Origin of the sequence: Aliiruegeria haliotis, from assembly GCF_003003255.1 — a bacterium.
In the GTDB taxonomy this organism is placed as follows: Bacteria; Pseudomonadota; Alphaproteobacteria; order Rhodobacterales; family Rhodobacteraceae; genus Tropicimonas; species Tropicimonas haliotis.
Genome location: NZ_PVTD01000009.1, coordinates 18,925 through 44,161 on the forward strand (window position 1 = coordinate 18,925; position 25,237 = coordinate 44,161).

General features: G+C 65.0%; 21 protein-coding genes. 7 read left to right on the forward strand and 14 right to left on the reverse strand.

The genetic code is table 11. From position 1 onward, the window contains the following. Positions 1–541: 541 nt before the first annotated feature. The 3 genes from CLV78_RS17910 (at position 542) to CLV78_RS24975 (ending at position 2,178) form a co-directional block, all read left to right on the forward strand. Positions 542–1,123 carry an HNH endonuclease gene (locus CLV78_RS17910; protein ID WP_106206593.1) on the forward strand — a complete coding sequence of 194 codons (582 nt, stop codon included), beginning with the start codon at positions 542–544 and terminating at the stop codon, positions 1,121–1,123. 342 nt (positions 1,124–1,465) lie between these two features. Further along, complete coding sequence (locus tag CLV78_RS24030) at positions 1,466–1,642, forward strand: hypothetical protein (RefSeq protein WP_158263598.1); 177 nt, start codon at positions 1,466–1,468, stop codon at positions 1,640–1,642. 80 nt (positions 1,643–1,722) lie between these two features. After that, the gene (locus tag CLV78_RS24975) at positions 1,723–2,178 is read left to right on the forward strand and encodes a helix-turn-helix transcriptional regulator (RefSeq protein WP_106206595.1); all 456 of its coding nucleotides are present in this window, start codon (positions 1,723–1,725) and stop codon (positions 2,176–2,178) included. Between the two features lie 4 nt (positions 2,179–2,182). On the opposite strand, the gene CLV78_RS17920 is transcribed toward CLV78_RS24975, so the two are convergent. Next, on the reverse strand, positions 2,183–2,800 hold the full coding sequence (locus tag CLV78_RS17920; protein WP_106206597.1) for a TetR/AcrR family transcriptional regulator: 618 nt from the start codon (positions 2,798–2,800) through the stop codon (positions 2,183–2,185). Between the two features lie 141 nt (positions 2,801–2,941). Here CLV78_RS17920 and CLV78_RS17925 point away from each other — a divergent pair, with 141 nt between their 5' ends. Next, positions 2,942–4,510: a trimethylamine methyltransferase family protein gene (locus CLV78_RS17925; RefSeq protein ID WP_106206599.1), complete on the forward strand. Its 1,569-nt coding sequence runs from the start codon at positions 2,942–2,944 to the stop codon at positions 4,508–4,510. A gap of 47 nt (positions 4,511–4,557) precedes the next feature. Continuing rightward, positions 4,558–6,603, forward strand: coding sequence for an NADH:flavin oxidoreductase (locus tag CLV78_RS17930; protein ID WP_106206601.1), 2,046 nt, complete (start codon positions 4,558–4,560; stop codon positions 6,601–6,603). Between the two features lie 242 nt (positions 6,604–6,845). Here CLV78_RS17930 and CLV78_RS17935 read toward each other — a convergent pair whose 3' ends face one another. The 13 genes from CLV78_RS17935 to CLV78_RS17995 form a co-directional block, all read right to left on the reverse strand. Continuing rightward, positions 6,846–7,880, reverse strand: a complete 1,035-nt coding sequence (locus tag CLV78_RS17935; RefSeq protein ID WP_158263599.1) for an NAD(P)-dependent oxidoreductase — start codon at positions 7,878–7,880, stop codon at positions 6,846–6,848. Positions 7,881–7,890: 10 nt separating this feature from the next. Further along, entirely contained in the window at positions 7,891–8,877 is a 987-nt protein-coding gene (locus tag CLV78_RS17940) for a glycosyl transferase family protein (RefSeq protein WP_106206605.1), read from the reverse strand. After that, entirely contained in the window at positions 8,874–11,546 is a 2,673-nt protein-coding gene (locus CLV78_RS17945; RefSeq protein ID WP_245925145.1) for a nitrate reductase, read from the reverse strand. Before CLV78_RS17945 ends, CLV78_RS17940 begins: the two co-directional genes overlap by 4 nt. Further along, positions 11,546–11,881, reverse strand: a complete 336-nt coding sequence (nirD, locus tag CLV78_RS17950) for a nitrite reductase small subunit NirD (RefSeq protein WP_106206867.1) — start codon at positions 11,879–11,881, stop codon at positions 11,546–11,548. The genes CLV78_RS17945 and nirD overlap by 1 nt, the downstream gene beginning before the upstream one ends. A 106-nt stretch (positions 11,882–11,987) precedes the next feature. Further along, positions 11,988–14,438: a nitrite reductase large subunit NirB gene (nirB, locus tag CLV78_RS17955; RefSeq protein WP_106206607.1), complete on the reverse strand. Its 2,451-nt coding sequence runs from the start codon at positions 14,436–14,438 to the stop codon at positions 11,988–11,990. Further along, complete coding sequence (locus CLV78_RS17960) at positions 14,435–14,857, reverse strand: globin family protein (protein ID WP_106206609.1); 423 nt, start codon at positions 14,855–14,857, stop codon at positions 14,435–14,437. The genes nirB and CLV78_RS17960 overlap by 4 nt, the downstream gene beginning before the upstream one ends. Positions 14,858–14,877: 20 nt before the next feature. Further along, entirely contained in the window at positions 14,878–15,813 is a 936-nt protein-coding gene (locus CLV78_RS17965; RefSeq protein ID WP_245925146.1) for a GAF domain-containing protein, read from the reverse strand. Next, the gene (locus tag CLV78_RS17970; protein WP_106206611.1) at positions 15,810–17,519 is read right to left on the reverse strand and encodes an ABC transporter ATP-binding protein; all 1,710 of its coding nucleotides are present in this window, start codon (positions 17,517–17,519) and stop codon (positions 15,810–15,812) included. The genes CLV78_RS17965 and CLV78_RS17970 overlap by 4 nt, the downstream gene beginning before the upstream one ends. Positions 17,520–17,524: 5 nt before the next feature. Continuing rightward, on the reverse strand, positions 17,525–18,610 hold the full coding sequence (locus CLV78_RS17975; protein WP_106206613.1) for an ABC transporter permease: 1,086 nt from the start codon (positions 18,608–18,610) through the stop codon (positions 17,525–17,527). A 171-nt stretch (positions 18,611–18,781) separates the two neighbouring features. Then, complete coding sequence (locus CLV78_RS17980; RefSeq protein ID WP_106206615.1) at positions 18,782–20,149, reverse strand: CmpA/NrtA family ABC transporter substrate-binding protein; 1,368 nt, start codon at positions 20,147–20,149, stop codon at positions 18,782–18,784. 294 nt (positions 20,150–20,443) lie between these two features. Beyond that, positions 20,444–21,619, reverse strand: a complete 1,176-nt coding sequence (locus CLV78_RS17985) for a CmpA/NrtA family ABC transporter substrate-binding protein (protein WP_106206617.1) — start codon at positions 21,617–21,619, stop codon at positions 20,444–20,446. Then, positions 21,616–22,200, reverse strand: a complete 585-nt coding sequence (locus tag CLV78_RS17990; RefSeq protein WP_106206619.1) for an ANTAR domain-containing response regulator — start codon at positions 22,198–22,200, stop codon at positions 21,616–21,618. The genes CLV78_RS17985 and CLV78_RS17990 overlap by 4 nt, the downstream gene beginning before the upstream one ends. A 127-nt stretch (positions 22,201–22,327) precedes the next feature. Continuing rightward, a complete protein-coding gene (locus CLV78_RS17995) occupies positions 22,328–22,840 on the reverse strand; it encodes a DUF2478 domain-containing protein (RefSeq protein ID WP_106206621.1) in 513 nt (170 codons plus the stop codon). Between the two features lie 701 nt (positions 22,841–23,541). Here CLV78_RS17995 and CLV78_RS18000 point away from each other — a divergent pair. Beyond that, entirely contained in the window at positions 23,542–24,579 is a 1,038-nt protein-coding gene (locus tag CLV78_RS18000) for a protein-glutamate methylesterase/protein-glutamine glutaminase (protein WP_106206623.1), read from the forward strand. Beyond that, the gene (locus tag CLV78_RS18005; RefSeq protein ID WP_245925148.1) at positions 24,573–25,103 is read left to right on the forward strand and encodes a chemotaxis protein CheD; all 531 of its coding nucleotides are present in this window, start codon (positions 24,573–24,575) and stop codon (positions 25,101–25,103) included. The genes CLV78_RS18000 and CLV78_RS18005 overlap by 7 nt, the downstream gene beginning before the upstream one ends. Positions 25,104–25,237: the final 134 nt, after the last annotated feature.

Genomic DNA, 25,237 nt, shown 5'->3' on the forward strand with positions numbered 1-25,237 from the left:
CGTCGGCGTTCCATGTCACGACAGAGGAATGCAGGGCGATGCGCGACGAGCGCCAGACCGCCCCGCCGATACGGTTGCGCAGAGACCCCACAATGCCGGTTCGTGTTGCCAAATCTGCCATTCACCGGCACATCCCGGCGCCGCCGGCCACGTGGCGGTATCGCGCCCGGTTTGGCCATGCGGCAATTCCTACCTTATGACGGGGGTTGTCAGGCGGAAAACGCCACATATAGTTGGTCGTAAGTTGGGGCGGGGCGTCCCGCCCTGAACCGGAGACCGGGCCGTCAGGGCGAGAGCGGAGTCGCAACATGAATGAACCTACCAGATCAGTCAGCGCGAACCGGGCCGCAGGCCTTGGTCAGCCGCTGGCATCGGGTCTGCGCAAGACGATGAGGCCGATCAGTGCCACCACCGATCGGGATGCCCCGCGGTTGACTTATCGTAGCCGCCACGAGCACCCGATCTTCCCTGTCGCGCCCCGGCGCCCCAAAGCCCTCGCCCGTGTCGAGGGCTTTTTCGTTTCTGCTGAAAGGGGGCGGGCATGACCGCCGGGCTCGAAAGCCACCGGACCTTGGTGCTGAATGCGGATATGCGTCCGCTCAGCTGGGCGCCCTTGTCGGTCTGGAACTGGCAGGATGCGCTGGTCGCAGTGCTGCAGGAACGCGTCATCCAGGTCAAAGCCTACGAAGGGGTGCAGGTGCATTCCGCCCACGACGCCTTCGAGATCCCCGCCGTGGTCGCGCTCAAAACCTTCCGGCGTCGCAAGGCGGTGTCCTTCACCCGCTACCACCTGTTTTTGCGCGACGAGTTTCGCTGCCAGTATTGTGGCGACACGTTCCGCGCCAAGGACCTCACCTTCGACCACATCGTTCCACGTTCGCGGGGCGGGGGCTCCAGCTGGAGCAATATCGTCGCTTGCTGTGCGCGGGACAACCGACGCAAGGGCAACAAGTCCCTGCGAGAGGCGGGGATGAAGCTGCTTCGCAAACCCTTCGAACCGGTTCCCGAACAGCTTGACGCGATAGCGCGCCGCATGCCCGGCGTGAAGGCCGAGCTGCATCAGAGCTGGATGGACTTCCTGTACTGGGACACGCAGCTCGAACAGGAAGACCTCGCACACTGACGCGCCGGCGAGCTGCCGCGGCGCGGCACCGGGCGGTGCCGAGGATGCAATTGTTTCAGAAATGTGACTGGCAGCTGCCGGTGGTGTTGCCGCGCGCAAACCGTTGGATTCCCGTGGCGTGTTCGACCCGCCGAAAGGTCCACGCCGAGTGAGTCGCTGGATTCCTGAAATACTTTTCAATTGATTGCAAAATACTTTTCAAAGCGTCTTGAGTACCGCGTTTGCGGTACATATGTGACGGTTTGCAAGGAAATTGATGGCACGGAGGACACGGTGCGCTGGACAAGGATTTCTGATCGGGACGGAACTGCATGGATCTATGGAGCCCGGGACGTGCGTTGCATGGCCATGGTTCGAGAGACCGGCAAAGGCCACCAGGTGGAGTTCTACGAGGGAAAGTCAGAGCCCCCCGTCGGACGGATCCTCGGTGTCTTCCCGCATCTGAAACAGGCCCGGGGCGTTGCGAGCCGCGAAGTGCGCAGAAGAGTCCATGACCTGAGAGACTGGGCGATCATCTGACGGTTTTCGATTGCATAGAAACCAATGCGCGGGGCCGGTGCGGCTGACCCCATGCTTCCGTTTTTCCGGAAGGAATTGAGATGAGTGATCTGCAATGCTGCCCGCGAGACGTGCTGAACGATCTCCATATCGCGCTGTCCGCGGTTGATCTGGATCGCTGGTCCGCGCTGGAGGCGGGGCTCACCCCGGCGGATGCCATGGCGCTGCGCCACGATATCTCGGCCTTGCGCCGAGCGCGGTGCAGGGTGGATGAAGCCATGGCCGAGGCCGACGCACCGCCTGTCGTCCTGTGCTATGCCGATGACGGGCTGGCGATCCCGCAGGATCTCAGCCCCCGGCAGATGGAGGTCCTGATCTGGATCGCGCGCGGAAAGTCCAATGACGTGATCGCCCGGATCCTGGGAATTTCCCGACATACGGTCGACACCCACGTGCGGCGGATCTTTGAGAAATTCGGCACCTGCGACCGAACCGTCGCGGCGGTGCGCGCCGTGGCTGCCGGGTTGGTCTGCGTGGAGATCTCCGCGGCGGCCTGACCCGCTAGAAGCCGTGCCTTGCCCGGAACCGTTCGAATTCGCGCGTGTCCGGCCGTTGGCCCGTATAGACTTCGACAAAGGCCGGCATGCGAGAGAGGCGCTGTTCCATCGTCTCGTCGACACGCATCGAAATGTAGCCCACCTGGGTGTAGATCACCGTCATGGCGCGCACGCGGGCCTCTTCGTCCGAATAGCCGAATCTCCGAAACATCGACGCCACGGCCCGCCGCCGTCGCAGGTCGGAGGCGTCCAGCCGCAGCTGGAGGTCAGGATCCTTGCGCGCCCAGTTCCGGATGGCGAGGTCGAGCCGCGCGTCGAACAGATCCGGTTCGACCCAGCAGTCAAAGAGGTTGAACATCGCCTCGCAGATGGTTTCGGCATAGGCTTCGCATCGGCCGACGAGGTTGCCGGTGTTGCGCTGCTCCCAGCGGCGCACCATAGCCTCAAGCAATGCCTCGCGATCCTTGAAATGCCAATAGAATCCCGTGCGGGAGAGGCCGAGCGCCTTTGCCAGCGGCATCACTTTCACCGCGTCCACGCCCTCCTTCGTCAGGATGCGGTAGGCAGCCTCCAGCCAGAGGTCCTCGGTGCCACCTTGGCGGGAGGGGACGGCTTGGTTCATGTCGTTTTCCTACCATTCCCTGACATGAGTGACAACAAACTTGACACATGTGTCGAGTCCGTGTGGAAATCGTCGGGAAAACACGATTCCCACCACGACCCGCAGAACCCATTTCGGCCTGCGGCCACCGGGGAGATCCAGATGACACCAGCCGCCGCCCCGATGATCCGGCGCTCGTCCCGCCGCGGTTCGCGTCGCAGGCAGGCGGGCGGTCCTGGTCCCAATGCGCATCTGTGCGTGCCGTATATCGCCCGGGGGATCCCGACATACGATATCCTGAGCGAGGAGAGCCTCGACCGCATCGAGACCACAGCCGAACGGATCCTGGCCGAAATCGGCGTCGAGTTCAGGGACGACCCCGAGACCGTCGCGCTGTTCCGGGCGGCAGGCGGCACGGTCACGCCGCTGACGGAGGCATCGTGGAACATCCGGTTTCCGGCAGGCATGATCCGGGAGATTCTGCGCACAGCCCCGGAGCGTTTCACGCAACTTGCCCGGAACCCGGCCAATTCCGTGGAGATCGGTGGGGATTCCATCGTTTTCGCGCCCTCCTACGGCTCTCCCTTCGTGATGGACCTCGACCGGGGGCGCCGCTACGGAACGCTGGAGGATTTCGAGAACCTGGTGAAGCTCGGCCAGTCCTCGCAATGGTTGCACCATTCCGGCGGCACAATCTGCGAACCCACCGATGTTCCGGTCAACAAGCGCCATCTGGACATGGTCTATGCCCACATCCGCTACTCCGACCGGGCCTTCCTCGGGTCGATCACCGCACCGGAACGCGCCGAGGACAGCATCGAGATGTGCCGCATCCTTTTCGGGGCCGACGTGGTGGAGCAGAACTGCGTCGTCATGGGCAATTTCAACTCCACGTCGCCCTTGGTCTGGGACGGCGTGTCGACGCGTGGCATCCGGGCCTATGCGGCGGCAGGGCAGGGGTCCATTCATCTGCCTTTCCTGCTGGGCGGCGCGGTCTCGCCGCTGACACCCGCCGGAACGGTGGCGCAGGCGCTGGCGGAAAGCGCGGTAGGATGCGCCCTGACGCAACTCGTCCGGCCGGGCGCACCGGCGGTGCTGGCCGGTTTCATCGCGTCGATGGCCATGCGGTCCGGCTCGCCGACCTTCGGCACACCGGAGCCGGCGCTGGCCTCCCTCGCGCTTGGCCAGATCGCGCGTCGCTGGAAGCTGCCGCTGCGCTGCGCCGGGAACTTCAGCACCTCGAAACTGCCCGATGCGCAGGCCATGCAACAAAGCATGATGTCGATGATGTCGGCAGTGCAGTGCGGCGCGAACTACGTGCTGCATTCCGCCGGGTTCCTCGACGGATTGCTGTCCATGTCCTATGAGAAATTCGTCCTCGATACAGATCTTTGCGGGATGCTGCACGGCTATCTCAGGGGCATGGACGTGAGCGAGGATGCTCTCGGCTTCGATGCTCTCGCCGAACTGGGCCCCGGTCAGCACCTGTTTTCCACCGCGCACACGATGCGGCACTACAAGACGGCCTATTACGACAGCGAGCTGGACGACAACCAGCCTTGGGAAACCTGGTCGGAGCAAGGCGCGGCCGACAGCATGACTCGCGCCAACGCCCGCTGGAAGGATCTGCTCGCCGCGTACGAGCCACCCGCGATCGACCCCGCAACGGATGACGCGCTGCGCGCGTTCATCGCTCGCAAGAAAGCCTCGATGGCCGACGCCTGGTACTGAAATCGCGCTGACACTGCCCCTCGGGGCCAACCGCCAGAAAGACCGAGATGTCGAACGATCCGCTCCTGCAACCCTACCAGCTCAAGCACCTGACCCTGCGCAACCGGATCATGACCACGAGCCACGAGCCGGCTTATACCGAAGACGGAATGCCAAAGGACCGTTACCGCGCCTACCACGAGGCGCGGGCAAGGGGCGGCGTGGCGCTGGCAATGACGGCCGGGTCGGCGGTGGTATCCCGCGACAGCCCGCCCGCGTTCAATAACATCCTGGCCTACAAGGACGAGGTGGTTCCGTGGATCCGGTGCCTGACAGATGCGTTACACGCGCATGGCTGCGCGGCAATGATCCAGCTCACCCACCTTGGTCGGCGAACAGGGTGGTCCAGAGGGGACTGGTTGCCCTCCATCGCGCCGGGGCCGCACTACGAACCGGCACACAAGTTCTTTCCCAAGGTGATGGAAGACTGGGATATCGCGCGGGTCGTCGCGGACTTCGCCGATGCCGCGGCGCGGATGCAGGACGGCGGCATGGACGGGATCGAACTGGAGGCCTACGGCCACCTGATCGACAATTTCTGGTCGCCGCTGACCAACACGCTCGACGGGCCATACGGCCCGCAAACGCTGGAAAGCCGGATGAAATTCAGCTTGGAAGTCATTGATGCCATTCGTAAACGCGTGGGTGACGATTTCATCGTCGGCGTTCGTTTCGAGGCCGACGAGGCGGCGGAGGGCGGGATCGATCCGCAGATGGGGCTCGCGATGGCGCGGCGGCTGCATGCCAGTGGGCAGGTCGACTTCCTGAACATCGTGCGCGGGCGCATTCACACCGATGCCGCGCTGACGGACGTGATTCCGGTACAGGGCATGCGCAACGCGCCGCATCTCGAATTCGCGGGCATGGTCCGGGAGGCGGTGGACCTGCCGATCTTCCACGCCGCAAAGATCCCGGACGTGGCCACAGCCCGGCACGCGGTGTCCGCCGGGCTGCTGGACATGGTGGGCATGACCCGCGCCCACATCGCCGATCCGTTCATCGTGCGAAAGATCGTGCAAGGACGCGAGGACGACATCCGGCCCTGTGTCGGTGCGAACTACTGTCTGGACAGGATCTATCAGGGGGGAGAGGCGCTCTGCATGCACAATGCCGCCACCGGGCGGGAACTGAGCATGCCGCAGGAGATCCCACCGGCCGCCGTACGCAAAAAGGTCGTGATCGTGGGCGCGGGCCCCGGCGGGTTGGAGGCCGCGCGTGTTGCGGCGGAACGGGGGCACGAAGTCGTTGTCTTCGAAGCCGCGCCCGAACCCGGAGGCCAGGTACGTCTGACAGCGCGGCGCGAACGCCGGCGGGAGATGATCTCCATCATCGATTGGCGCATGGCGCAATGCACGGCGCGTGATGTTCGGTTTCACTTCAATACATGGGCGGAACCGTCTGATGTAGATAGTGAAAATCCGGATATTGTCTTCGTCGCGACCGGTGGATTGCCCAATACCGAGCTTTTCGAGGAGCGTGGTTCGAACGATCTTCTCACCACGACGTGGGATATCCTGTCAGGCGATGTGGCGCCGGCGCGGTCGGTACTCGTCTATGACGAATCCGGCGACCATCCGGGGCTGATGGCGGCGCAGGTCGCTGCCGATGCCGGTGCGGAGGTGGAGATCATGTCGCCAGATCGCTCGATTGCACCCGATGTCATGGGCATGAACCTCGTGCCCTACATGCGCGCTCTGCAAGACAAAGCCGTGACCTTCACCGTGGCGCGACGGCTTCTGGCCGTGGCGCGGGACGGGAATCGGCTGAAAGTCACTATCGGTACGGATTACAGTGATTTACGGGCTGTATCGCATGTGGATCAGGTCATCGTGAACTACGGAACCCGCCCTCTGGACGAGCTCTATTTCACGCTGCGGCCGGGGTCTGTGAACCTCGGCGAGGTTGACCACGATGCGCTGGTCGAGGGACGGCCCCAGCAGGTCGTGCGCAACCCCGATGGCAGATTTCGCCTGTTCCGGATCGGCGATGCCGTGTCACCGCGGAACACTCATGCGGCGATATACGATGCCCTGCGGTTGGCGAAGGACATCTGACGCGCAGGATCGGGGCGTCTTCGGCCCGGAGGCGCGGCGTGTTGATTGTACGCCGGGAGGAAACCATTGCATCCAGCGCAGGGCATCGTTCGGACGTGGCTTCATGGGGCCCGCGCAGCCGACCGGCGCGGCAAGATGCGGCGTGGCACATGTGCCCCCGGGCAGCAGGTCGCGCCGCTGAGTGAGATTTGAGCACGAGTGCGAGCATCTCCACGCGTCAGGCTGTGCCGGAACAGGTCGCCTCAGCTGCCAGTGCGGGCAAGCCCGGTCGTGCCGTGACTGACCACGCCCGGGACGATCTCGAATGCGACCCGCGCCGCATCGGCGGCCGTTTCCAGCGCCATGAACGAAGCGCCGTCACACACCCCGCTGACAAGGCGCACAACGGACTTGCCTTGCCGGGCAAGGGCCAGAAGGTGGCGATGATCGCCGGTGCCGGGGTGGGGCGCCGCACGGTCGTCGGCCGCGAGATACATGCGCTCGGCATCGCGGCGGGCGAGTTCCAGCACGTCACGATCCACGCCGTCCCCCACCACGATCACGTCCGCTTCTTGCAGGCGATGCACGGCCCGCAGCGTCATCAGGTCCGCCTCGCCGGGCCCGGCGCCGATGACGCTGATCGCGCCCCTGTCCCGGGTATCAGGGGCGCCCCCGGAATGGATCGCAGTCTTGAGCAGCGCAGCGGCCTTGCGATCGGCGCCACGGCTGAACAGGCCACGTGGCGCGCCCGCAAACATCCAGCGCCAGAAGTGACGTCGGCGGTCATGGGGCACATGGCGGGCCACGGAGTCCCGCAACCGGCCGGCAAGACGCGCGAACTCGCCGAGACCCGGTTCCATCATCCGTTCGATATCGGTCTTCAGCAGCCGGGCAAGCACGGGCGCATTGCCCTCGGTTCCGATCGCAACGACAACCGGGTCGCGGTCGACGATGGAGGGGGTGACGGCATCGCAGAGCGCGGGCTGGTCGACGACATTGACGACCGCGCCCGCCGCCTTTGCCAGCGCGTGCATGCAGGCATCGACCGCGACACAGCCAGTGGCGACGAAGACCAGCGCCACACCGGAGAAGCTCCCGGCGGTGGGAGGTGTCGGATCATGGCGGGCCAGTCCTTTGCTGACAAGGTCCGAAAGTTCCTCGTCCAGTTCCGGTGCGAGCAGGACCAGCTCCGCCTCCGTCTTCAGGATCAGCCGCGCCTTCTGCGCCGCCTGTTCACCGCCACCGGCGACGATGACCTTCCGGCCTGCCATTTTCAGGAACATGGGGAAGGTCTTCATCGGTGTCTCCTTACGGGGTGCGGTTGCGGTTGGCCCAGATCTGCCGGGACAGCGCATCGGCTTCGGTAACGGTTTTGGCCCGGCCGCAGGTCAGAAGCGCGAGCGCGGCGGTGCCGGTCACGATGGCTTCGGCATAGGGGTCATCGAGCGCGCCGGACCAGAGCGCGGCAAGGGCATCGGGCGTGCCCGCCTCGGGACCATCGCGCAGGCGGGTGCTGGCGTCCGGCAGGAGCGGCTCGGCGGTGATGTCCCGCAAGACCCCCGTCGTGGCGCCACCGACGTGGATGGCCTTGCCGGGGTTGCGCTCGAATTCGCCACCGCCGCCCTTGATGACGGCGCTGGCGGGCTGGCCGAGCAGAAGCGCCGCTTCGGCCTGAAGGTCCCGGTAGGGCGGGTGGAAGATCCCCTGCACCGATGCGGGCGCACCCGCAGGGTTCAGCAGGCGCATGGTCGTGTTCACCGCGGAGCGCAGTCCGAGGACGTCCCGCAGCCGGATCAGTTCCAGCGCACGCGGGGAGAGAACCGACAAGGGCAGGTAGGCGATACCGTCCTTCGCGATGAGTTCAGCAGCGCTATCGAGGCTCGCGGCGCTGGCGATCCCGGTATGGGGCAAGGCGTTGGTGACCGAGGCCACGGCAGCCTGGTGCGAGTTCCAGCCGTGCAGCAGCACCGGAAGACCCGCACCGGCGACCAGGCGCGCGGAGAGCAGGAACCAAGGCAATCCGCGCGACCGGCCTGCGGCATAGCTGGGCCAGTCCAGCGCCGGGGCGTCGCCGGGCCACGCGGGCAGCGTCTCGCGGATGGCATGGACGAAGCCCGCAAGCTCGCCCGGGGTTTCGCCCCGGTAGCGCATCAGCATGAGCAGGGCGCCGACGGCTTCGGGCGCCGCGGTGCCCGCCATGATCCGGGACATGGCGTCCCGTGCTTCGTCTTCGGTGAGGGATCGCGCCCGGCTGGGGCCGCGTCCCATCGCGTGTATGTAGGGTGCGAGACTCATTCTGCGGCGACCTTTCTCGATGTTGCATCGAGAAGGGCCTGTAGTTCGGGTTTGCAGGAACCGCAATTGGTCCCAGCATTGAGTGCCGCGCCGATCTGGTCGACGCTGGCCAGTGTTTGGCCTTCGATCGCGGCCAGGATCGTGTTCACGCCGATGTCGAAACAGGCGCAGACCGTGGCGCCCGGGTCGGCGCGCTCGGCACCGGGACGACCGGAGAGGACCTCGGCTGTTGCGGGCTCTCCCAACGCGCCGGCGAGGAAGCTGCGGGAGACGCCGACCGGTTCGGGCGCGGCGAAGAGCGCGGCAACCAGTTGGCCGTCTTGCAGGAAGGCCAGGCGCGCGGTCCGGCGGGCGGGATCGATCAGGGTGATGGCCGTGGCCTCAGTCGGCAGGCCGAACAGGGCACGGGCGTCGGTTTCCCAATCCTCCGGCGTGCTGGAACAGGCCAGTTCCGCCCGCCAGCCGTTGCGACTGCGGGCGCGGGCCCAATATGTGCTTCGGGGTGTGATCTCCCTGGCGGAGACGGCAAAGCCGTACCAGGCGGCGGCGAAAGGGCGGACGTCAACGGTCGTGGCTTTGCTCTCCGGCTGGCCGGAGAAGGGGTCGGTATTGGGCGCGACAAGCGTGTCGATCCGCCCGGTCGGCGCCGTCTGCCCGGTCCAGTGCATGGGGGCAAAAACCTGCCCGGGCTGGACGCGGTCGGTGACCAGCGTGCGCAGGAGGCAGTTGCCGAAATCGCTCTCGACCTCCGCGATGGAGGCTGGCGCGAGGCCGATGCGGCGGGCATCGTCGGGGTGGATTTCCAGAAAGGGTTCGGCGATGTGCTGGCTCAGGCGCGGTGACTTGGCGGTGCGGGTCATCGTGTGCCAATGGTCCCGGACCCGCCCGGTGTTGAGCCGGAAAGGGCGATCCGCGGTGAGCTTGGACGCTGGTTGCCGGTGCTGCACCGGCCACATCCGCGCCTTGCCGTCCGACGTGTAGAACCCACCGTCTGCAAAGAACCGGCCACCTTCGCGGGTCGCGGACCGTGGCCACGTGAACGGCGCCATGGCGTCGTATTCGGCATCGGTGACCCCAGCCGTGGCAGAGATGTCGAAATCCCGGCCGAAATTGCCGGCAACACCGGAAAGGGCGGCGTATTCGCGGTAGATCTCTGCCGGGGAGGCATAATCGAACGCCGCGCCCCAGCCCATCCGCCGGCCGACGTCGGAGATGATCTCCCAGTCGTGGCGGGCGGCACCCGGCGGGGTCAGGAAGCCTCGCTGCCGGGAGATGCAGCGCTCGGAATTGGTCACCGTGCCGTCCTTTTCGCCCCAGCCGGTGGCGGGCAGCAGCACGTCGGCAAGCTCGGCCGTGTCGGTGGCGGCGGTCAGGTCGGAGACAACGACGAAATCGCACCCCGCGATGGCGGCGCGCACCGCGTCGGCCTCCGGCATGGAGACCACTGGGTTGGTGCACATGATCCAGAGCGCCTTGATGCGCCCCTCGCCAACAACACGAAACATGTCCACGGCCTTGAGCCCGGGAGCATCGGGCATCGCCGGGGCATCCCAGAAATCCTTCACGGCCACGCGATGCTCGGGGTTCTCGATATCGAGGTGGCAGGCGAGCATGTTGGCCAGCCCGCCGACCTCCCGGCCTCCCATGGCGTTGGGTTGCCCGGTGACGGAGAATGGCCCCATGCCGGGACGGCCGATCCGGCCCGTGGCGAGGTGGCAATTGAGGATTGCGGCAACCTTGTCGGTCCCGGCGGTGGATTGGTTCACACCCTGGGAATAGATCGTGACGACTTTCTCGGTTCCGGCCCAAAGGGCGAAGAACTCGGCAACTTGAGCGGCGGGGAGGCCCGTAGCTGAGAGGTCTTCTTTCTTCGCACTTTCAATAGCTTCGGAGAGGCCTCTCACGTGTTTTTCTGTGTAGGCGGCGTCGATCAGACCCTGTTCGGACAGATATGCGAGCACCCCATTGAAAAGCGCCACGTCGCCGCCCGGGGCGATGGCGAGGTGCAGGTCGGCAATGTCGGAGGTCGCTGTGTGCCGCGGGTCGATATTGACCACGCGCAGCTTCGGATTGGCCTTCCTCGCGGCGGCGAGGCGTTGGTAGAGGACCGGATGGCACCACGCGAGGTTCGAGCCGGTGAGCACGACGAGGTCGGCCCGTTCCAGGTCTTCGTAGAGGCCGGGCACGGTGTCGGTTCCGAAGGCCCGGCGGTGACCGGCCACGGAGGAGGCCATGCAGAGCCGTGAGTTCGTGTCGATATTGGCCGACCCGATGAACCCCTTCATCAGCTTGTTGGCGACGTAGTAATCCTCGGTCAGCAACTGGCCCGACACGTAGAAGGCGACGCTGTCGGGGCCGTGCCTGTCGATCGTCTTGCGGAACCGGGTGGCCACGAGATCGAGCGCATCGTTCCAGCTCGCGTCCTGCCCATGGATCCGCGGGGCGAGCAGGCGGTCGTCGAGCGAGGTGGTCTCCCCCAGGGCCGATCCCTTCGAGCAGAGCTTGCCGGCATTGGCGGGGTGGGAGAGGTCGCCGGTGATGGTCAGTCCACCGGCGCCATCCAGGATCGCGCGCACGCCACAGCCGACGCCGCAATAGGGGCAGGTGGTGCAGGTACCGCCCGGCGCGGTGTCCTGCCGGTTGGACATGGACCGGGTGGCACCGTCCATCAGGCGGCGCTCCGCCCGGCAAGCTGTTCGGCATCCATCAGGATGCGGCCATTCTCGATGCGGGCGGCGAAGGTTGCCACGCCGCCTTCGTCGGCCCCCTGCGCCACGCCGGTTTCGAGGGAGAAGACCCAGTTGTGAAGCGGGCAGGTGACAGAGGCGCCGTGCACGATGCCCTCGGAGAGTGGCCCGCCCTTGTGGGGGCAGCGGTCTTCGAGGGCGTAGACGTCGTCGTCGCCGGTGCGGAAGATGGCAACGCATCCGAAGGCCGTCTTGACCACCCGCGCGCCACGTTGCGGGATGTTGTCCAGTGGGCCGATGTCGATCCAGTTGGTCATGGGGTGGTTCGTCATGAGGCGGTTCCTTGTGGTGGTCGGGGAGGGGGCGCTGCCCCCGTCGCGGCGGGACCGCGACTCCCCCGGGATACTTGGGGAAAGATGATGGTTATTCAGCCGCTTGCAGGGTGAGGTCGGCGACGGGTTGGTAGGTATCGGCGCGGTCGCTGGCGTGTTCGGCCCAGGGATCCTTCTGGTAGACCGATTGCGAGATGGCGAAGCGGTCGATCAATGCCTGGCGTTCTTCGCGATCCTCGATGACGCGTTCCCTGACCCAGTCGAGGCCGACCTTGGCGATCCACTTGTAGGGCCGGTCGAGGTATTTCGCGTTTTCGCGGTAGAGTTGGTAGAAGGCGACGGTGATGTCGATCGCTTCCTGTTCCGAGGGGACCTGTGCCAGCGGCTCGGTTTCCTTCACATCCATGCCTGCCGCGCCGCCGACGCCGATCTGGTAGCCGGAATCCACGCAGACCACGCCGAGATCCTTGCAGGTGGCTTCGGCGCAATTGCGCGGGCAGCCGGAGACGGCGAGCTTGAACTTGTGCGGCGACCAGGCGCCCCAGAGTTTCTGTTCCAGCTTGATGCCAAGGCCGGAGCTGTCCTGGGTTCCGAAGCGGCAGTGCTCCTTGCCGACGCAGGTCTTCACGGTGCGCAGGCCCTTGGAATAGGCGTGGCCCGAGACCATGCCAGCCCGGTTCAGGTCGGCCCAGATCGCGGGCAGGTCCTCGCCCTTTACGCCCAGAAGGTCGATCCGCTGGCCTCCGGTGACATGGATTGTCGGCACGTCATACTTGTCGGCGGCATCGGCGATGGCCCGAAGCTCGTCGGAGGTGGTCATGCCGCCGAACATCCGTGGCACGACGGAGAAGGTGCCGTCGTTCTGGATGTTGGCGTGCTTGCGTTCGTTGATGAAACGTGACTGCGGATCGTCCCGGTAGTCCAGCGGCCAGTCGGCAAGCAGGTAGTAGTTGATCGCCGGGCGGCAGGTGTGGCAGCCATCCTTCGTCTTCCAGCCAAGCTCCTGCCAGACGGCTGCCTGGGATTTCAGTTCCTGGGACTTGATCAGGCGGCGGACGTCCTCGTGGCTGTGATCGGTGCAGCCGCAGATACCCTGCGCCGCGGGGATCACGAAGTCGTCGCCCAGTGTCACGCCGAGGACCTGCTCCACCAGCCCTGTGCAGGTGCCGCAGGAGCCGGAGGCCTTGGTGGTGGCGCGAATGGCGGTAAGGTCGGTCGCGCCACCCTCGATGGCGGAGACGATGTCACCCTTGGAGACGCCGTTGCAACCACAGATCTCTGCGTCAGCCGGCAAGGCTGCAACGGCCGCCATAGGGTCCAGCGGGTCGCCCCCCTGGTAGGCGGGGCCGAAGATCAGGGTTTCTCGCATTTCCGCGATGTCCTCTTCGTCCTTCATCAGGCCGAAGAACCAGTTCGCATCGGCGGTGTCGCCATACATCACCGCGCCGATGATCCGGTTGTCCTTGATCACGAGGCGCTTGTAGACGCCGCGCGCCGGATCCCGGAAGACGATGTCCTCCCGGTCGTCGCCGTCGGCGAAATCGCCGGCGGAGAAGAGATCGCAGCCGGTGACCTTGAGCTTGGTCGAGACCTCTTTGGGGACGAAGTGGGCCTCCTCGCCGACGAGTGTCTGTGCAACCACCTTGGCCTGGTCGTAGAGCGGGGCCACGAGACCGAAGACGGCGCCGTTATGTTCCACGCATTCGCCCACCGCGAGCACATCGGGGTCCGAGGTGACCATGTGATCGTCAACGTGGATTCCCCGTCCCGTCGCCAGCTCCGCTTTCTGTCCGAGCGCGGTGTTCGGACGGATTCCGACCGCCATGACGAGGATATCGCAGGGCAGTTCCGTGCCGTCCTCCAGCAGCAGGGCCTTGACCTTGCCGTCCTGCCCGAGGATTTCCTTCGAGTTGGCCGAGCACATGACCTTGATGCCCCGGTCGACCAGCGCCTTGCGCAGAAGGTAGCCCGCAGCCTCGTCCAACTGCCGCTCCATCAGGTGGCCCATGATGTGTACGACCGTGACGTCCATGCCGCGCATCTTCAGACCCGCCGCGGCCTCCAGTCCGAGCAGGCCGCCACCGATGACGACCGCCCGGGACCCGGGGGCTGCCGCCGCGTCGATCATCGTGTTGGTGTCTTCCAGGTCGCGGTAGGCGATGACGCCCTCGAGATCGTGGCCGGGCAGGGGGATGATGAACGGGTTCGATCCGGTGGCCAGCAGCAGCTTGTCATAAGCCACCGGGGCACCGTCTTCGCCGGTCACGGTCTTCGCGGTGCGGTCGATGGCGGTGACCGTTTCTCCGAAGCGGCAGGTCACGCCATGCTCTGCGTACCAGGCATCGTCGTGGGTGACGATCTCGGCGAATTCCTTTTCTCCCGAGAGCACGGGGGACAACATGATGCGGTTGTAGTTGCCACGCGGCTCGGCGTTGAACAGCGTTACGTCCCAGCCATCAGGGTCGCGGTCGAACAGGTGCTCCAGCGCTCGGCCGGAGGCCATGCCGGCGCCGATTACCACGAGTTTCCGTTTCGTGCTCATGCGTCAGCTCCTTCGCTGTAGGCGGCGTCGATCATGACGCCGGAGAGAATGGTGTAGGCCTCGATCCATGCCTCGCGGACGTCGAGGGTGAAGGCATCGCCCAGCCCGGTTTCAAGCGTGTGAAGCAGGGCGGCGCCCACGGGTTCGTACTGCGCTGCGGTCACGCCGTATTCGACGTGGTCTACTGCGAGTTTTTCGGCGACGGGCACGATCCGGTCGAGGTCGCGCAGCCCGTTGACCACGGCGCCGAGCATGGCCATCAGTTTCGTGCCCTGTTCGGAAAGGTCGCCCTTGAAGAGCGGCCGGACCTCAGGCGCGTGGGCGAACAGGTGGTCATAGAAGATCGCAGCTGCCTCGGCCTTGATCGGCACGACCCCGGCGAAACTCTGCTGGATCAGGGTGATCTGGGTATCGTTCATTTTGCGGGTTCCCGGTCGGATCAGATGTAGAGGGCGACGATGTAGGCAAGCTCGCCCTGTTGGTGGATGGGAAGCGCGATGAATGAGCTGTAGTCCGCGGGAAGGCCGGCGGTGCCGGACATCACCTGCGGCAGCCCGGAGCCGATGACCTTGCCGATTGGACCTTGCCATGCGGCGGCACGACGTTCGGTCTCGTCGCTCCAGAGCGGTCCTTCGCGGGCGCAGATCCCATCGACGAGCACGGCTTCCTTCGAGCGGCCGACGCGGGCCGAGCGCGCGTCCCAGATTTCAAAGCGGCGGGCCAGTGGCGTGCCACGGGCCGACAGCAGCGTCAGCACGAAGGTGTCATTGCCGGGAACCGGCACCGGAAGGCCGAGCCCCGTCGTCAGCCCCGCCTTTCCCGCACTTTCGGACCGGATGAACTTGTAGCCGGAGCCGAGGTCCCGCATCAGGATCGGCGTGGATGCGGCCCAGACGGCGCCGGGCAGGCCCTGACCCTTGGGGAAATGCGTGTGCCGGGACACCCATTCGAAATGCCTGGCAGAGCCATAGTAGCCATCGGCCAGCCGCAGGATGTCATCCCGGGCCTGCCAGACCTCGATCGCGCCGGTGCGCTCGGAATCGTCGGCGCAGAGCAGCACGAGGACGGCCTTGAGCGTCTCACCATCGAAGACCGGCACGGCAACCGCGCTGGTCAGGCCTGCGGCCTTCGCGGCCTCGGTCCGCTTGAAACAGGAGCCTTCGAACGCTTTCAGGACAACGGGGCGCGCGTCGGACCAGGCCTTTCCGGGCAGGCCTTCGCCGAACCCGAAGCTCTCCTGCCCGGAGGCAGCGGCGAATTCTTTCAGATCGCCGTAGTTGCCCTCGGCGAGCACCAGCCGGTCGCCTTCGGGAACCCAGACCTCGGAGACTTCCACGAAAGTGCGGGTCGGTGTGTCGAGTACAATGTCCATCATGCGGCTTCCTTGCTGTCGTCGGCCTTGTGGCCTGCCGGTGTCGGAGCCGCGCTCCGTGGCTTGGCGCCGTGTTCGTATTCTTCGAGGAAGTTCAGGACCTGCTCGCGGTAGAGGTAGTAGTCGGGATGCTCCAGCAGCGCCTTGCGGGTGCGCGGACGCGGCAGGTCGACATTGACGATGCGGCCGATGGTGGCTTGCGGGCCGTTGGTCATCATGACCACCCGATCCGCCAGCAGGATCGCCTCGTCCACGTCATGGGTGACACAGATCGCGGTGACCTTGGTGCGGGACCAAACCTCCATCAGCACTTCCTGCAACTCCCAGCGGGTGAGGCTGTCGAGCATGCCGAAGGGCTCGTCCAGCAGCAGCAGTTTGGGGCTGAGCGCAAAGGCGCGGGCGATGCCGACACGTTGCTTCATGCCGTTGGAGAGGTCGGCCGCCGCCTTGTCCATGCTGTCGCCGAGGCCGACACGCTCCAGGTAGTATTCCACGATGTCCTGACGCTCGGCGCGGGACGCGCGGGGGTAGACCTTTTCCACACCGACGGAGACGTTTTCCTTGGCGGTAAGCCAGGGGAACAGGGACGGCGACTGGAAGACCACCGCGCGTTCGGGATCGGCGCCGACGACGCCGCGGCCGTCTAGGTTGATCACTCCCTTGGAGATCTCGTTCAGGCCGGCGGCCATGGTCAGCACCGTGGACTTGCCGCAGCCGGAATGGCCGATGAGCGAGATGAACTCGCCCTTGTCGAGCTTCAGGTTGAAATCCTCGACAACGGTCAGCGGACCCTTGGGCGTCGGGTAGATCTTGTGAAGCTGGGAAAACTCCAGGTACTTGTCGATCCGCGACGAGCCCCGGGCCTCCTTCAGGGCAGCTGGCACGGTCTCGTTGTGGATCGCGGTGACATTCGGCAACTCGCGGGTTTCGGCGGCCTTTGCCTCGATCCCGGCATCCATCAGGTACTTGGTGACCTCTCCGCGCAGGCGCTTGAATTCCTCGTCATGGTTCATTTCACCCCGTTCGCGCGGGCGCGGGATGGCGACGCGGAATTCCTTGCCGAGCGTCCCGTCGGGGTTGAGCGCGACGATGCGGTCGGCCAGTACGATGGCCTCGTCCACGTCGTTGGTGATCAGCACGCAGGTCTTCTTGTCGGCTTCCCAGATGTGCTCGATCTCGTCGGCGAGGTTGGCGCGGGTCAGTGCGTCGAGCGCCGAAAGCGGCTCGTCGAGAAGCAGCAATTCGGGCGACATGGCCAGCGCGCGGGCCACGTTCACGCGTTGCCGCATACCACCGGACAGCTCGGCGGGACGGCGGGCGGCGGCATGCGAAAGGCCGACCATCTTGACGTATTTGTCGACCAGGGCGTCCTTCTCGGTCGTCTTCATCTTCGGAAAGACCGTGTCCACGGCGAGCCTGACGTTACCGGCGACCGTGAGCCACGGCATCAGCGAGTAGTTCTGGAAGATCACGCCGCGCTCCCGTCCAGGCCCGGCGATCGGCGCGCCCTTGAAGGTGACCGATCCGCTGGAGGGAAATTCGAGCCCGGCCATGAGGTTGATCAGGGTGGTCTTTCCGGTGCCGGAGAAGCCGAGGAGGACGAGGAACTCGCCGTCCTCCACGGTGAGATTGATATCCTTGAGGACATCCGTCTTCGCAGTGCCTTCGCCGAAGGATTTTGAGACGTTTTCGAACTTGAGAATGCTCATCTGGATCACCGGTTGTTGGAGAAGGTGAAGAGCGACTGGAGCGCGAACATCAGGCGATCGAGCAGGAAGCCGATGATGCCGATGGTGAAGACCGCGACCATGATCCTGGCGAGCGATTGGCTGGAGCCATTCTGGAACTCGTCCCAGACGAATTTGCCCAAGCCGGGGTTCTGCGCAAGCATCTCCGCGGCGATCAGCACCATCCAGCCGACGCCGAGGGACAGGCGCAGACCGGTGAACATCAATGGCAGGGCGGAGGGCAGCACCAGCTTGGTGATCTTCACCCGCGTGTTCATCTTGAGCACCTTGGAGACGTTCACGAGATCCTTGTCGATCGAGGCAACGCCCAGAGAGGTGTTGATCAGAGTCGGCCAGAGCGAGCAGAGCGTCACGGTGATGGCCGAGATCAGGAAGGACTTGGTGAACATGCCGTCGTTGGTCGTGTAGGTGGCCGAGACGATCATGGTCACGATCGGCAGCCAGGCCAGCGGCGAGACCGGCTTGAAGATCTGGATGATCGGGTTCAGCGCAGCTTCCCCGGCGCGGGACAGGCCCGCGACGATGCCGAGCGGGATGGCAACGGCAGAGGCGAGGAGGAAGCCGAAGAAGACGGTCTGGATCGAGGTCCAGATCTGCGCGTAGTAGGTCGGCTTGCCGGTATAGTCGCGGTGCTTGATCTTGTCGGCCTTCCCGGCGGCTTCGAGCTTCGCGTTGCGGGCCTCCTGGCGAATGTAGAAGTCTTCCTCCTTCTGCCATTCGCGCCTGGCGTCGGCGTGGAGGTTTTCGACCTGCTCCCAGACGTCCGCCGGGCCGGGAACGGCGCCGAGGGAGGTCTGGACCTTGGGCGCAAGGTTGGCCCACAGCGCCAGGAAGCAGCAGATGGCGAGGACGGGCACGCCGAGGAGCAGCCAGATTTCCTTCATCTGGGCTTTCGGGTTGTCGCCGGCCAGCGCCTTTAGAAGCGGTGTCATGAAGGACAGGCCGAGAACCTTGAACCAGGAGTCGGCCTTGTTGATTTGGGTGAACAGCCTGGCCTTGCGGGCTTCCCGTGCCTCGGCGGCGCTCAGGCTGTCGGGGTCGATGGCGGTCATGTGAAGCGGTCCTCGGTGTGATCTGCTGAGTGAGCGGATGGCGGTACGGCGCTCTTTTCCTTCGGAAAAATCGCCCCGCCCGCCATCCCGTCATGGCTGGCCCGGGAGACAGTCGGGCCAGCCGGGGAACGTGCGGCTACGCGGACGGTGGTCTGTGTGCCCGGGGGCGGGTCATCCCTGAACCTCGTTGCCGACAACGGTCTGGTCGCCCTTCAGGCCGATCGGCAGGCTGTCGAGATAGGCGTTGGGGGTACGGCCGTCGTAGGCGATGCCGTCGATGATATCCTCGGCGGGGGTCGTGGCCTTGTAGCCGTCGGTGTCGAAGTCGAACATGTCCTTGGTGGCAAGGCCGTCGTCGATGAGGCTTTCGGCTGCGGCGAGGTAGATCGCCGGCTTGTAGACGGATTTCGCGACCTCGTCGTACCAGCTGTCCGGCTTGGCCTCGGCAATCTGGCCCCAGCGGCGCATCTGGGTCAGGTACCAGACAGCGTCGGAGTAGTAAGGGTAGGTCGCGTTGTAGCGGAAGAACACGTTGAAATCGGGCACGTCGCGCGTGTCGCCCTTTTCGTACTCGAATGTGCCGGTCATGGAGTTGGCGATCACGTCGTAATCGGCGCCGACGTATTCGGAGCGCGACAGGATCTCCACGGCTTCCGGGCGGTTGGCGTTGTCGTTCGCGTCCAGCCACATGGCGGCGCGGATCAGCGCCTTGGTGATGGCGATGGTTGTCTGCGGGTTCTCTTCCTGGAAGGCAGCGGAGAGGCCAAAGACCTTTTCGGGGTTGTTCTTCCACAGTTCGTAGTCAGTGATGACCGGCACGCCGATCCCCTTGAACACCGCCTGTTGGTTCCACGGCTCACCGACGCAATAGCCATAGATCGTGCCTGCCTCCATCGTGGCGGGCATCTGCGGCGGCGGTGTGACCGAGAGCAGCACCTCGGCGTCGATCTGGCCGGTCACGTCGTCGGGCGAGTAGTAGCCCGGCTTGAGACCGCCGGCGGCAAGCCAGTAGCGCAGTTCGTAATTGTGGGTGGAGACCGGGAAGACCATGCCCATGTTGAAGGGCTTGCCCTCGTCGGCATAGGCCTCGACCACCGGCTTCAGCGCGGAGGCAGAGATCGGGTGTACCGGCTTGCCGTCTTCATGAGGGACGTGTTCTTTCATCTGCGCCCAGATCTCGTTCGACACGGTGATGCCGTTGCCGTTCAGGTCCATCGAGAAGGGGGTGATGATATGCGCCTCGGTGCCGAAGCCGATGGTCGCGGCCAGCGGCTGGCCGGCGAGCATGTGCGCCCCGTCAAGCTGCCCGTCGATCACGCCGTCGAGCAGAACCTTCCAGTTGGCCTGCGCTTCGAGCGTCACGAAGAGGCCTTCATCCTCGAAATACCCTTTCTCGTATGCCACGGCGAGGGGGGCCATGTCGGTCAGCTTGATGAATCCGAAGGTCAGTTCGTCCTTCTCAACGTCCAGCATCTCGGCGAAGGCCGGGGGAGCAAGGGCCGTGGTGGCGGCGAGAGCCAGGGTCAGGGGAGTCTTCATGTCGCAGTCTACCTCGTCGGTCGGGCGGCGCGTTTCGGGAGGAACGAAGGCGCCGGAAAAAACAAAAAAAGCCGCATGAGATTCGCTCCGCGCAGGACTGCACGGTTCGACTCAAGCGGCTTTGCTCGGATTGGCCCACGTCATCGGGGCGCTGTCTCTGGTGGGACGCCCTTGCCCCGGAGACATCTCCATTAGCGATTCCGGGGTGCCGGGGGTCAATGCTGCGCTGCAGCTTTGCCGTCGATTTTCCGGGAAATGCCGGATAGGTCACCGACGCTGCCCATTTATTGGGCGTCACTCGGCGTCTGGGTCAAAGATTTGTCCATCGAAAAACCGATCCGGTCCGAGAATCAGGCTGCCGGTCTGTGAGGCGACTTCGGTCGGGACATCCAATGCGCCCTCCAGTTTCTCCGAAGCGCCGGGCAGGTCGGCCGCGGTCGTGTCGAGGGCGGCCCGGTAGAGGTCGGTGCGAAAGACACGGCGCGCGGCCTCGCGTGCCTGTGCGCGATCAAGGCCGGTGCGGGCTGCGAGCCGCGTGGCGATCCATCCCGCCTGGCTGCGCCACGGGAAGGTAGCGGCACCGCGATGAAACTCCAGGTAGCCCTCGGCCCGGCGCTGCTCCCCTCGTGCCGAGATCATCAGGTTGCCGCTCAGCGACCGCTCCAGCAGTTCCGCCGACAGGTTGAGGTGATCCGGTCGCGAGAGGATTTCGGACGCCGTGATCCGGTTGCCGGAATCGGCCAGCCATCGCCCGGCGCGCCACATTGCCCGGATCAGCCGCGCTGCCTGGTCCGGGGCCTTTTCGGCCCAGTCGTGGCGCACCGCCAGCACCTTTTCCGGAGCGAAGGACCAGATGGCAGAGGTTGGCAGGAGCAGTTCGCCTGCGCCGTTTTCCACGGCCATGGAGCCCCAGGGGGCGCCGACGCAGAAGGCATCGAGATCGCCGGCCGCCATGGCTTCCGCCATCTGCTGGGGCGGAACCGTGTGAACATCCAGCGCCTGTGGCGCCTCAAGGCCGAGTGAGCCGAGCCAATAGTAGAGCAACTCGGCATGCATAGAGAATGGGAAGGGCACCCCGATCCGAAGACGATCTCCGGCTGCCGCGATGAGGGCGCGGCCGGCCGCCGTCGCGTCGGCAAAGCCGAAGTCGTGTCCGGCATCGCGCATCTTCCGGGCAAGTTGCATCGAGACGCCGACCGCGTTGCCGTTGACCGAGAGCACCGAGATGGCATCGAGGCGCGTCGCCATGCCGCCAAGGCCCATGGCCATGGCCACGGGGATCGGTGCGAGCATGTGGGCAGCCTCGATCTGGCCAAGCGCCACCATGTCGCGAAGGGTGGACCAGGATGGGGCCGCACGAAGGTCGACCGCCAGCCCTTCTTGCTCTGCGAAGCCGAGTTCGCGGGCAATGATCAGCGGTGCCGCATCCACCAGCGGGATGTAGCCCAGTGTGAGCCGCGTCTGGCTCATGACAGAAGGCCCGCCGCCGTCACCAGAGCCTCTGCGACCTCCGCGACCTTTCTTCCCTGGTCCATGGCCGTCTTGCGCAGGAGAGCATAGGCCGCGTCTTCGTCCAGACCGCGCGCCTTCATCAGGACGCCCTTTGCCCGGTCGATGATCTTGCGTTCTTCCAGCGCCCGCTTGGTGGCCGCAAGTTCCGCCCGCATCGCTTGAAACATGTGAAAGCGGGTGATGGCCGCATCCAGGATCGGCTTGATCCGCCCCGCTGACAGGCCGTCCACCACGTAGGCGGAGACGCCGGCCTCGATGGCGGCCCGCGTCAGCGCGTCGTCGGAGCGGTCGACGAACATGGCCACCGGGCGCTCCAGCGGAGACGAGGCCAGTGTCAGCTCCTCCAGCATATCGCGTGAGGGGTTTGCGAAGTCGACGAGGACAACATCGGGGTTGCGCTCCGAGATCCTGCGGGCAAGGCCCGATTGCTCGGAGATCACGGAGATCTCGTGGTCACCAGACGCACGCAGGCTGTCAACGATCAGGAGCGCGCGCTCGCGATCCTTTTCGACGACGACGATGGAAAGTCGATCCGACATGGCTCTCCGTTGGCTACGAAGAGCGACGTCGGACATGCGTGCGAAAGGGGCAACGGGTGCGCGGAAACTATGGTCCGGCAATGCTGCGTCTGCACAACTTCCGGGCGATAAATCGGCGATTGGTGGGTTATTGGGCGATGTCTGGAGGTGTGACGGCCCAGTTGGTCAGTTGCTCCACATCGCATTCGATCTGGGTGCCGAGATCTCCGGCGAACTGGAGAAAGTCGTCGCGCTTCGCCGACGTCACGCCCACGACGACAGGGATCTCGCGAGCGAGCGCCGTCCCAATCAGGTCGCGGAACCCGCGCCCCTCCGCTTCATGGCTGCCGAATTTGTTGACGATGAGCAGGTCGGCGCCGGCGTCGAGTTGGCCTGCCGTATGCTGAACCGCCCGCGCCAGTGCATCGGTGTCCAACCGGCAGCCGGTGGAACCGGGGCCGAGGGTCTGGGAGATGCAGATCTGAGGACCCTCGGGCAGCAGCAGCAATGTCTTGTCGCAGAGCTCGTCGCCCTCGGGTTCGCTGTTGACCTGCACGGCGCCGACGACGCGGCGCCCCTGTCCCGACACGGTTTCCGCAAGGGTCCGCAGGGTCGTGTTCATCTGCCCTGGCGTGTCCGATGTGATGTAGGCGAGGCGCATCCGGCAAACTCCTGTTGCGGCTGTGAATGGGCCTAGCACGAAACCGGGCCCGGACAGAAGTCCATGCTGGTGCCCGGGCGTCGAGCCGCTTCGGTTGGATTTTAGCGACTTGGTGGCGGTGCCAGCGCGCGATGACCGGATCCCGGGGGGAACACTTAAAGGAAAATTCACGGCTTGGGGCAAAGCTGCGCCCGGGATCGCGATGCGCCCTCGCGGGGGCCACGGCGCAGGGAAGGATGCTTGCACTTGGGGAAGCCGACCAGTTTGCAGATCAAGGCACGCAGAGGTCCCGCACTTTCCCGGCGCGCGATCGGCATTGGTGCGGCGCTATCTGGAAAGTGCCTTTTGGAGCGGTGGCCGACGGCGACGATCCCGGCGTTTTGCGTCCAGATGGCGTTCGCCATTTGCGCGCACGCACGCCACAGGGGCCGGATCCGTCCAGTTCGGATGGCCGTAGCTGAAAATGATTGGATATTCGCACGCGTTTGGATGGCCGGCTCCAATCCGTGTTCTGGGGCTGGGCGGGCTCTCTCGGCGTGGCAGCATGTTCTCCACAATGCGCGGATAATTCTGATCCGGGTATCGAGCGTGTCATGTTGGCCTCGACACGCCGACGGCTCTGGTTCGGACAAGGCTATCATTTGGTTCGGGGGGCGTGTCGGACAGGTCACGGTTGCCGACACGACCGCCCGGGAGTTCTCATGAAAAAGAAAGTTGTGATTGTCGACGATTCGAGAACGATGCGGGGTTTGATTGCACAGTGTCTCGAAACGGATGGGCGTTTCGATCTGGTTGGCCAGGCCGCGGATCCCTACGAAGCAAGGGAAATCATCAAGCGGACAGTCCCCGACGTGATCACGCTCGATGTCGAGATGCCGCGAATGGATGGGCTCACCTTTCTCGAGAAGATCATGCGGTTGCGCCCGATGCCGGTGGTGATGTTCTCGACCGAAACCCATGCCGGCAGTGTTTCCGCGGTCGAGGCGCTCTCGCTTGGCGCGGTCGATTGCCTGGGCAAACCACGCATGGGAGCGGCGGAGACCTTTCAGGAACTGGCCGAACGGGTCTTCGTCGCCGCGTCGGCCAGAGTGCAAGGGCGCGCCAACCGATTGGCCAAGCCCCCGTCTGACTACGATTGGAACGGCTCCACGGTGCTGATCGGCGCCTCCACCGGCGGTGTGGATGCGCTTGAGCGTGTCTTGTCAGGAATGCCGATAAACTGCCCTCCGATCCTGATCTCTCAACATATGCCGCAGACCTTTCTGACCAGTTTCGCGGAACGTCTGTCCGCAATGGTCGCGCCGGAGGTCGCGCTCGCCCGGGACGGCGAAAGCCTCCAGCAGGGTCAGATCAGGATCGCACCCGGAGGCGACGTCCACCTTCTTGCCGGATTGTATCGGGCTGGGGTCCAGACCCGGCTCGAAACCGGCCCCAAGTGCAACGGGCACAGGCCGTCCGTCGACGTGCTGTTCGACTCGGCGAGGACACTGGCTCCGCGTGTCGTCTCGGTTCTGTTGACGGGAATGGGTCGCGACGGCGCTGATGGCATGCTGCGATTGCGGCAAGCCGGTGCGCATACGATCGGTCAGGATCGGGAAAGCTCGGTCGTCTATGGCATGCCGCGGGTGGCGGCTGAACTGGGGGCGGTGGCGGAGACCCGGTCGCTCGACGAGGTGGCGACGGCAATTCTTGCTGCAACCTGTCGCTCGAAAAGGCGACGAACGGCGCGTCTATGCTGATTCCGGATCGCAAGGTGCTGCATGTCGGGCAGGGAGAGTACCGCATTTCATCCTGTCCGGAGACCATGATGTCGACGGTACTGGGCTCCTGTGTCTCTGCCTGTATCTGGGATCCGGCCGCGGGGATCGGTGGAATGAACCACATCCTGTTGCCGGATGGGACGTCCAGCGATCTGCAATGCACGTCACTTGGGACGAACATGATGGAGTTGCTCATAAACGGGCTGCTGCGTGAGGGGGCGGACAGGCAACGCTTCCGCGCGAAACTGTTCGGTGGCGCGCAGATGTTTGCCGGGCTTGGGAGCATCGGCACCAGAAACGCCGAATTCATCGCGGATTTCTGCCGCCATGAGGGTATCGACTGCGATGGACACAGCCTTGGTGGACAGCAGGGAAGGCGAATCCAGTTCTGGCCTGTTGGTGGCCGCGCGCGGCAGCAATTGCTGGCACGAGATGCCGTCGAGGAAGCTCTGGATGCACGGAACCCCGTATCCGCATCAGGATCGGATCTTGAGCTGTTCTAACCGCCACCCGCAGCAACCGCGACAACGACAGCACAGATCAGATCCGTGGAAGGGTTGGGGGGCGAATCGCCCAAGTGCCGACCGCGCGCGGATCGCAACCGGTGGCAAGTCACCCATGTGCCTGAAGGTGAAAT

Coding starts and splice junctions, on each gene's coding strand:
- CLV78_RS17910 (WP_106206593.1), top strand. CDS start 542: ATGACCGCCGGGCTCGAAAGCCACCGGACCTTGGTGCTGAATGCGGAT.
- CLV78_RS24030 (WP_158263598.1), top strand. CDS start 1,466: ATGGCCATGGTTCGAGAGACCGGCAAAGGCCACCAGGTGGAGTTCTAC.
- CLV78_RS24975 (WP_106206595.1), top strand. CDS start 1,723: ATGAGTGATCTGCAATGCTGCCCGCGAGACGTGCTGAACGATCTCCAT.
- CLV78_RS17920 (WP_106206597.1), bottom strand. CDS start 2,800: ATGAACCAAGCCGTCCCCTCCCGCCAAGGTGGCACCGAGGACCTCTGG.
- CLV78_RS17925 (WP_106206599.1), top strand. CDS start 2,942: ATGACACCAGCCGCCGCCCCGATGATCCGGCGCTCGTCCCGCCGCGGT.
- CLV78_RS17930 (WP_106206601.1), top strand. CDS start 4,558: ATGTCGAACGATCCGCTCCTGCAACCCTACCAGCTCAAGCACCTGACC.
- CLV78_RS17935 (WP_158263599.1), bottom strand. CDS start 7,880: ATGAAGACCTTCCCCATGTTCCTGAAAATGGCAGGCCGGAAGGTCATC.
- CLV78_RS17940 (WP_106206605.1), bottom strand. CDS start 8,877: ATGAGTCTCGCACCCTACATACACGCGATGGGACGCGGCCCCAGCCGG.
- CLV78_RS17945 (WP_245925145.1), bottom strand. CDS start 11,546: ATGGACGGTGCCACCCGGTCCATGTCCAACCGGCAGGACACCGCGCCG.
- nirD (WP_106206867.1), bottom strand. CDS start 11,881: ATGACCAACTGGATCGACATCGGCCCACTGGACAACATCCCGCAACGT.
- nirB (WP_106206607.1), bottom strand. CDS start 14,438: ATGAGCACGAAACGGAAACTCGTGGTAATCGGCGCCGGCATGGCCTCC.
- CLV78_RS17960 (WP_106206609.1), bottom strand. CDS start 14,857: ATGAACGATACCCAGATCACCCTGATCCAGCAGAGTTTCGCCGGGGTC.
- CLV78_RS17965 (WP_245925146.1), bottom strand. CDS start 15,813: ATGATGGACATTGTACTCGACACACCGACCCGCACTTTCGTGGAAGTC.
- CLV78_RS17970 (WP_106206611.1), bottom strand. CDS start 17,519: ATGAGCATTCTCAAGTTCGAAAACGTCTCAAAATCCTTCGGCGAAGGC.
- CLV78_RS17975 (WP_106206613.1), bottom strand. CDS start 18,610: ATGACCGCCATCGACCCCGACAGCCTGAGCGCCGCCGAGGCACGGGAA.
- CLV78_RS17980 (WP_106206615.1), bottom strand. CDS start 20,149: ATGAAGACTCCCCTGACCCTGGCTCTCGCCGCCACCACGGCCCTTGCT.
- CLV78_RS17985 (WP_106206617.1), bottom strand. CDS start 21,619: ATGAGCCAGACGCGGCTCACACTGGGCTACATCCCGCTGGTGGATGCG.
- CLV78_RS17990 (WP_106206619.1), bottom strand. CDS start 22,200: ATGTCGGATCGACTTTCCATCGTCGTCGTCGAAAAGGATCGCGAGCGC.
- CLV78_RS17995 (WP_106206621.1), bottom strand. CDS start 22,840: ATGCGCCTCGCCTACATCACATCGGACACGCCAGGGCAGATGAACACG.
- CLV78_RS18000 (WP_106206623.1), top strand. CDS start 23,542: ATGAAAAAGAAAGTTGTGATTGTCGACGATTCGAGAACGATGCGGGGT.
- CLV78_RS18005 (WP_245925148.1), top strand. CDS start 24,573: ATGCTGATTCCGGATCGCAAGGTGCTGCATGTCGGGCAGGGAGAGTAC.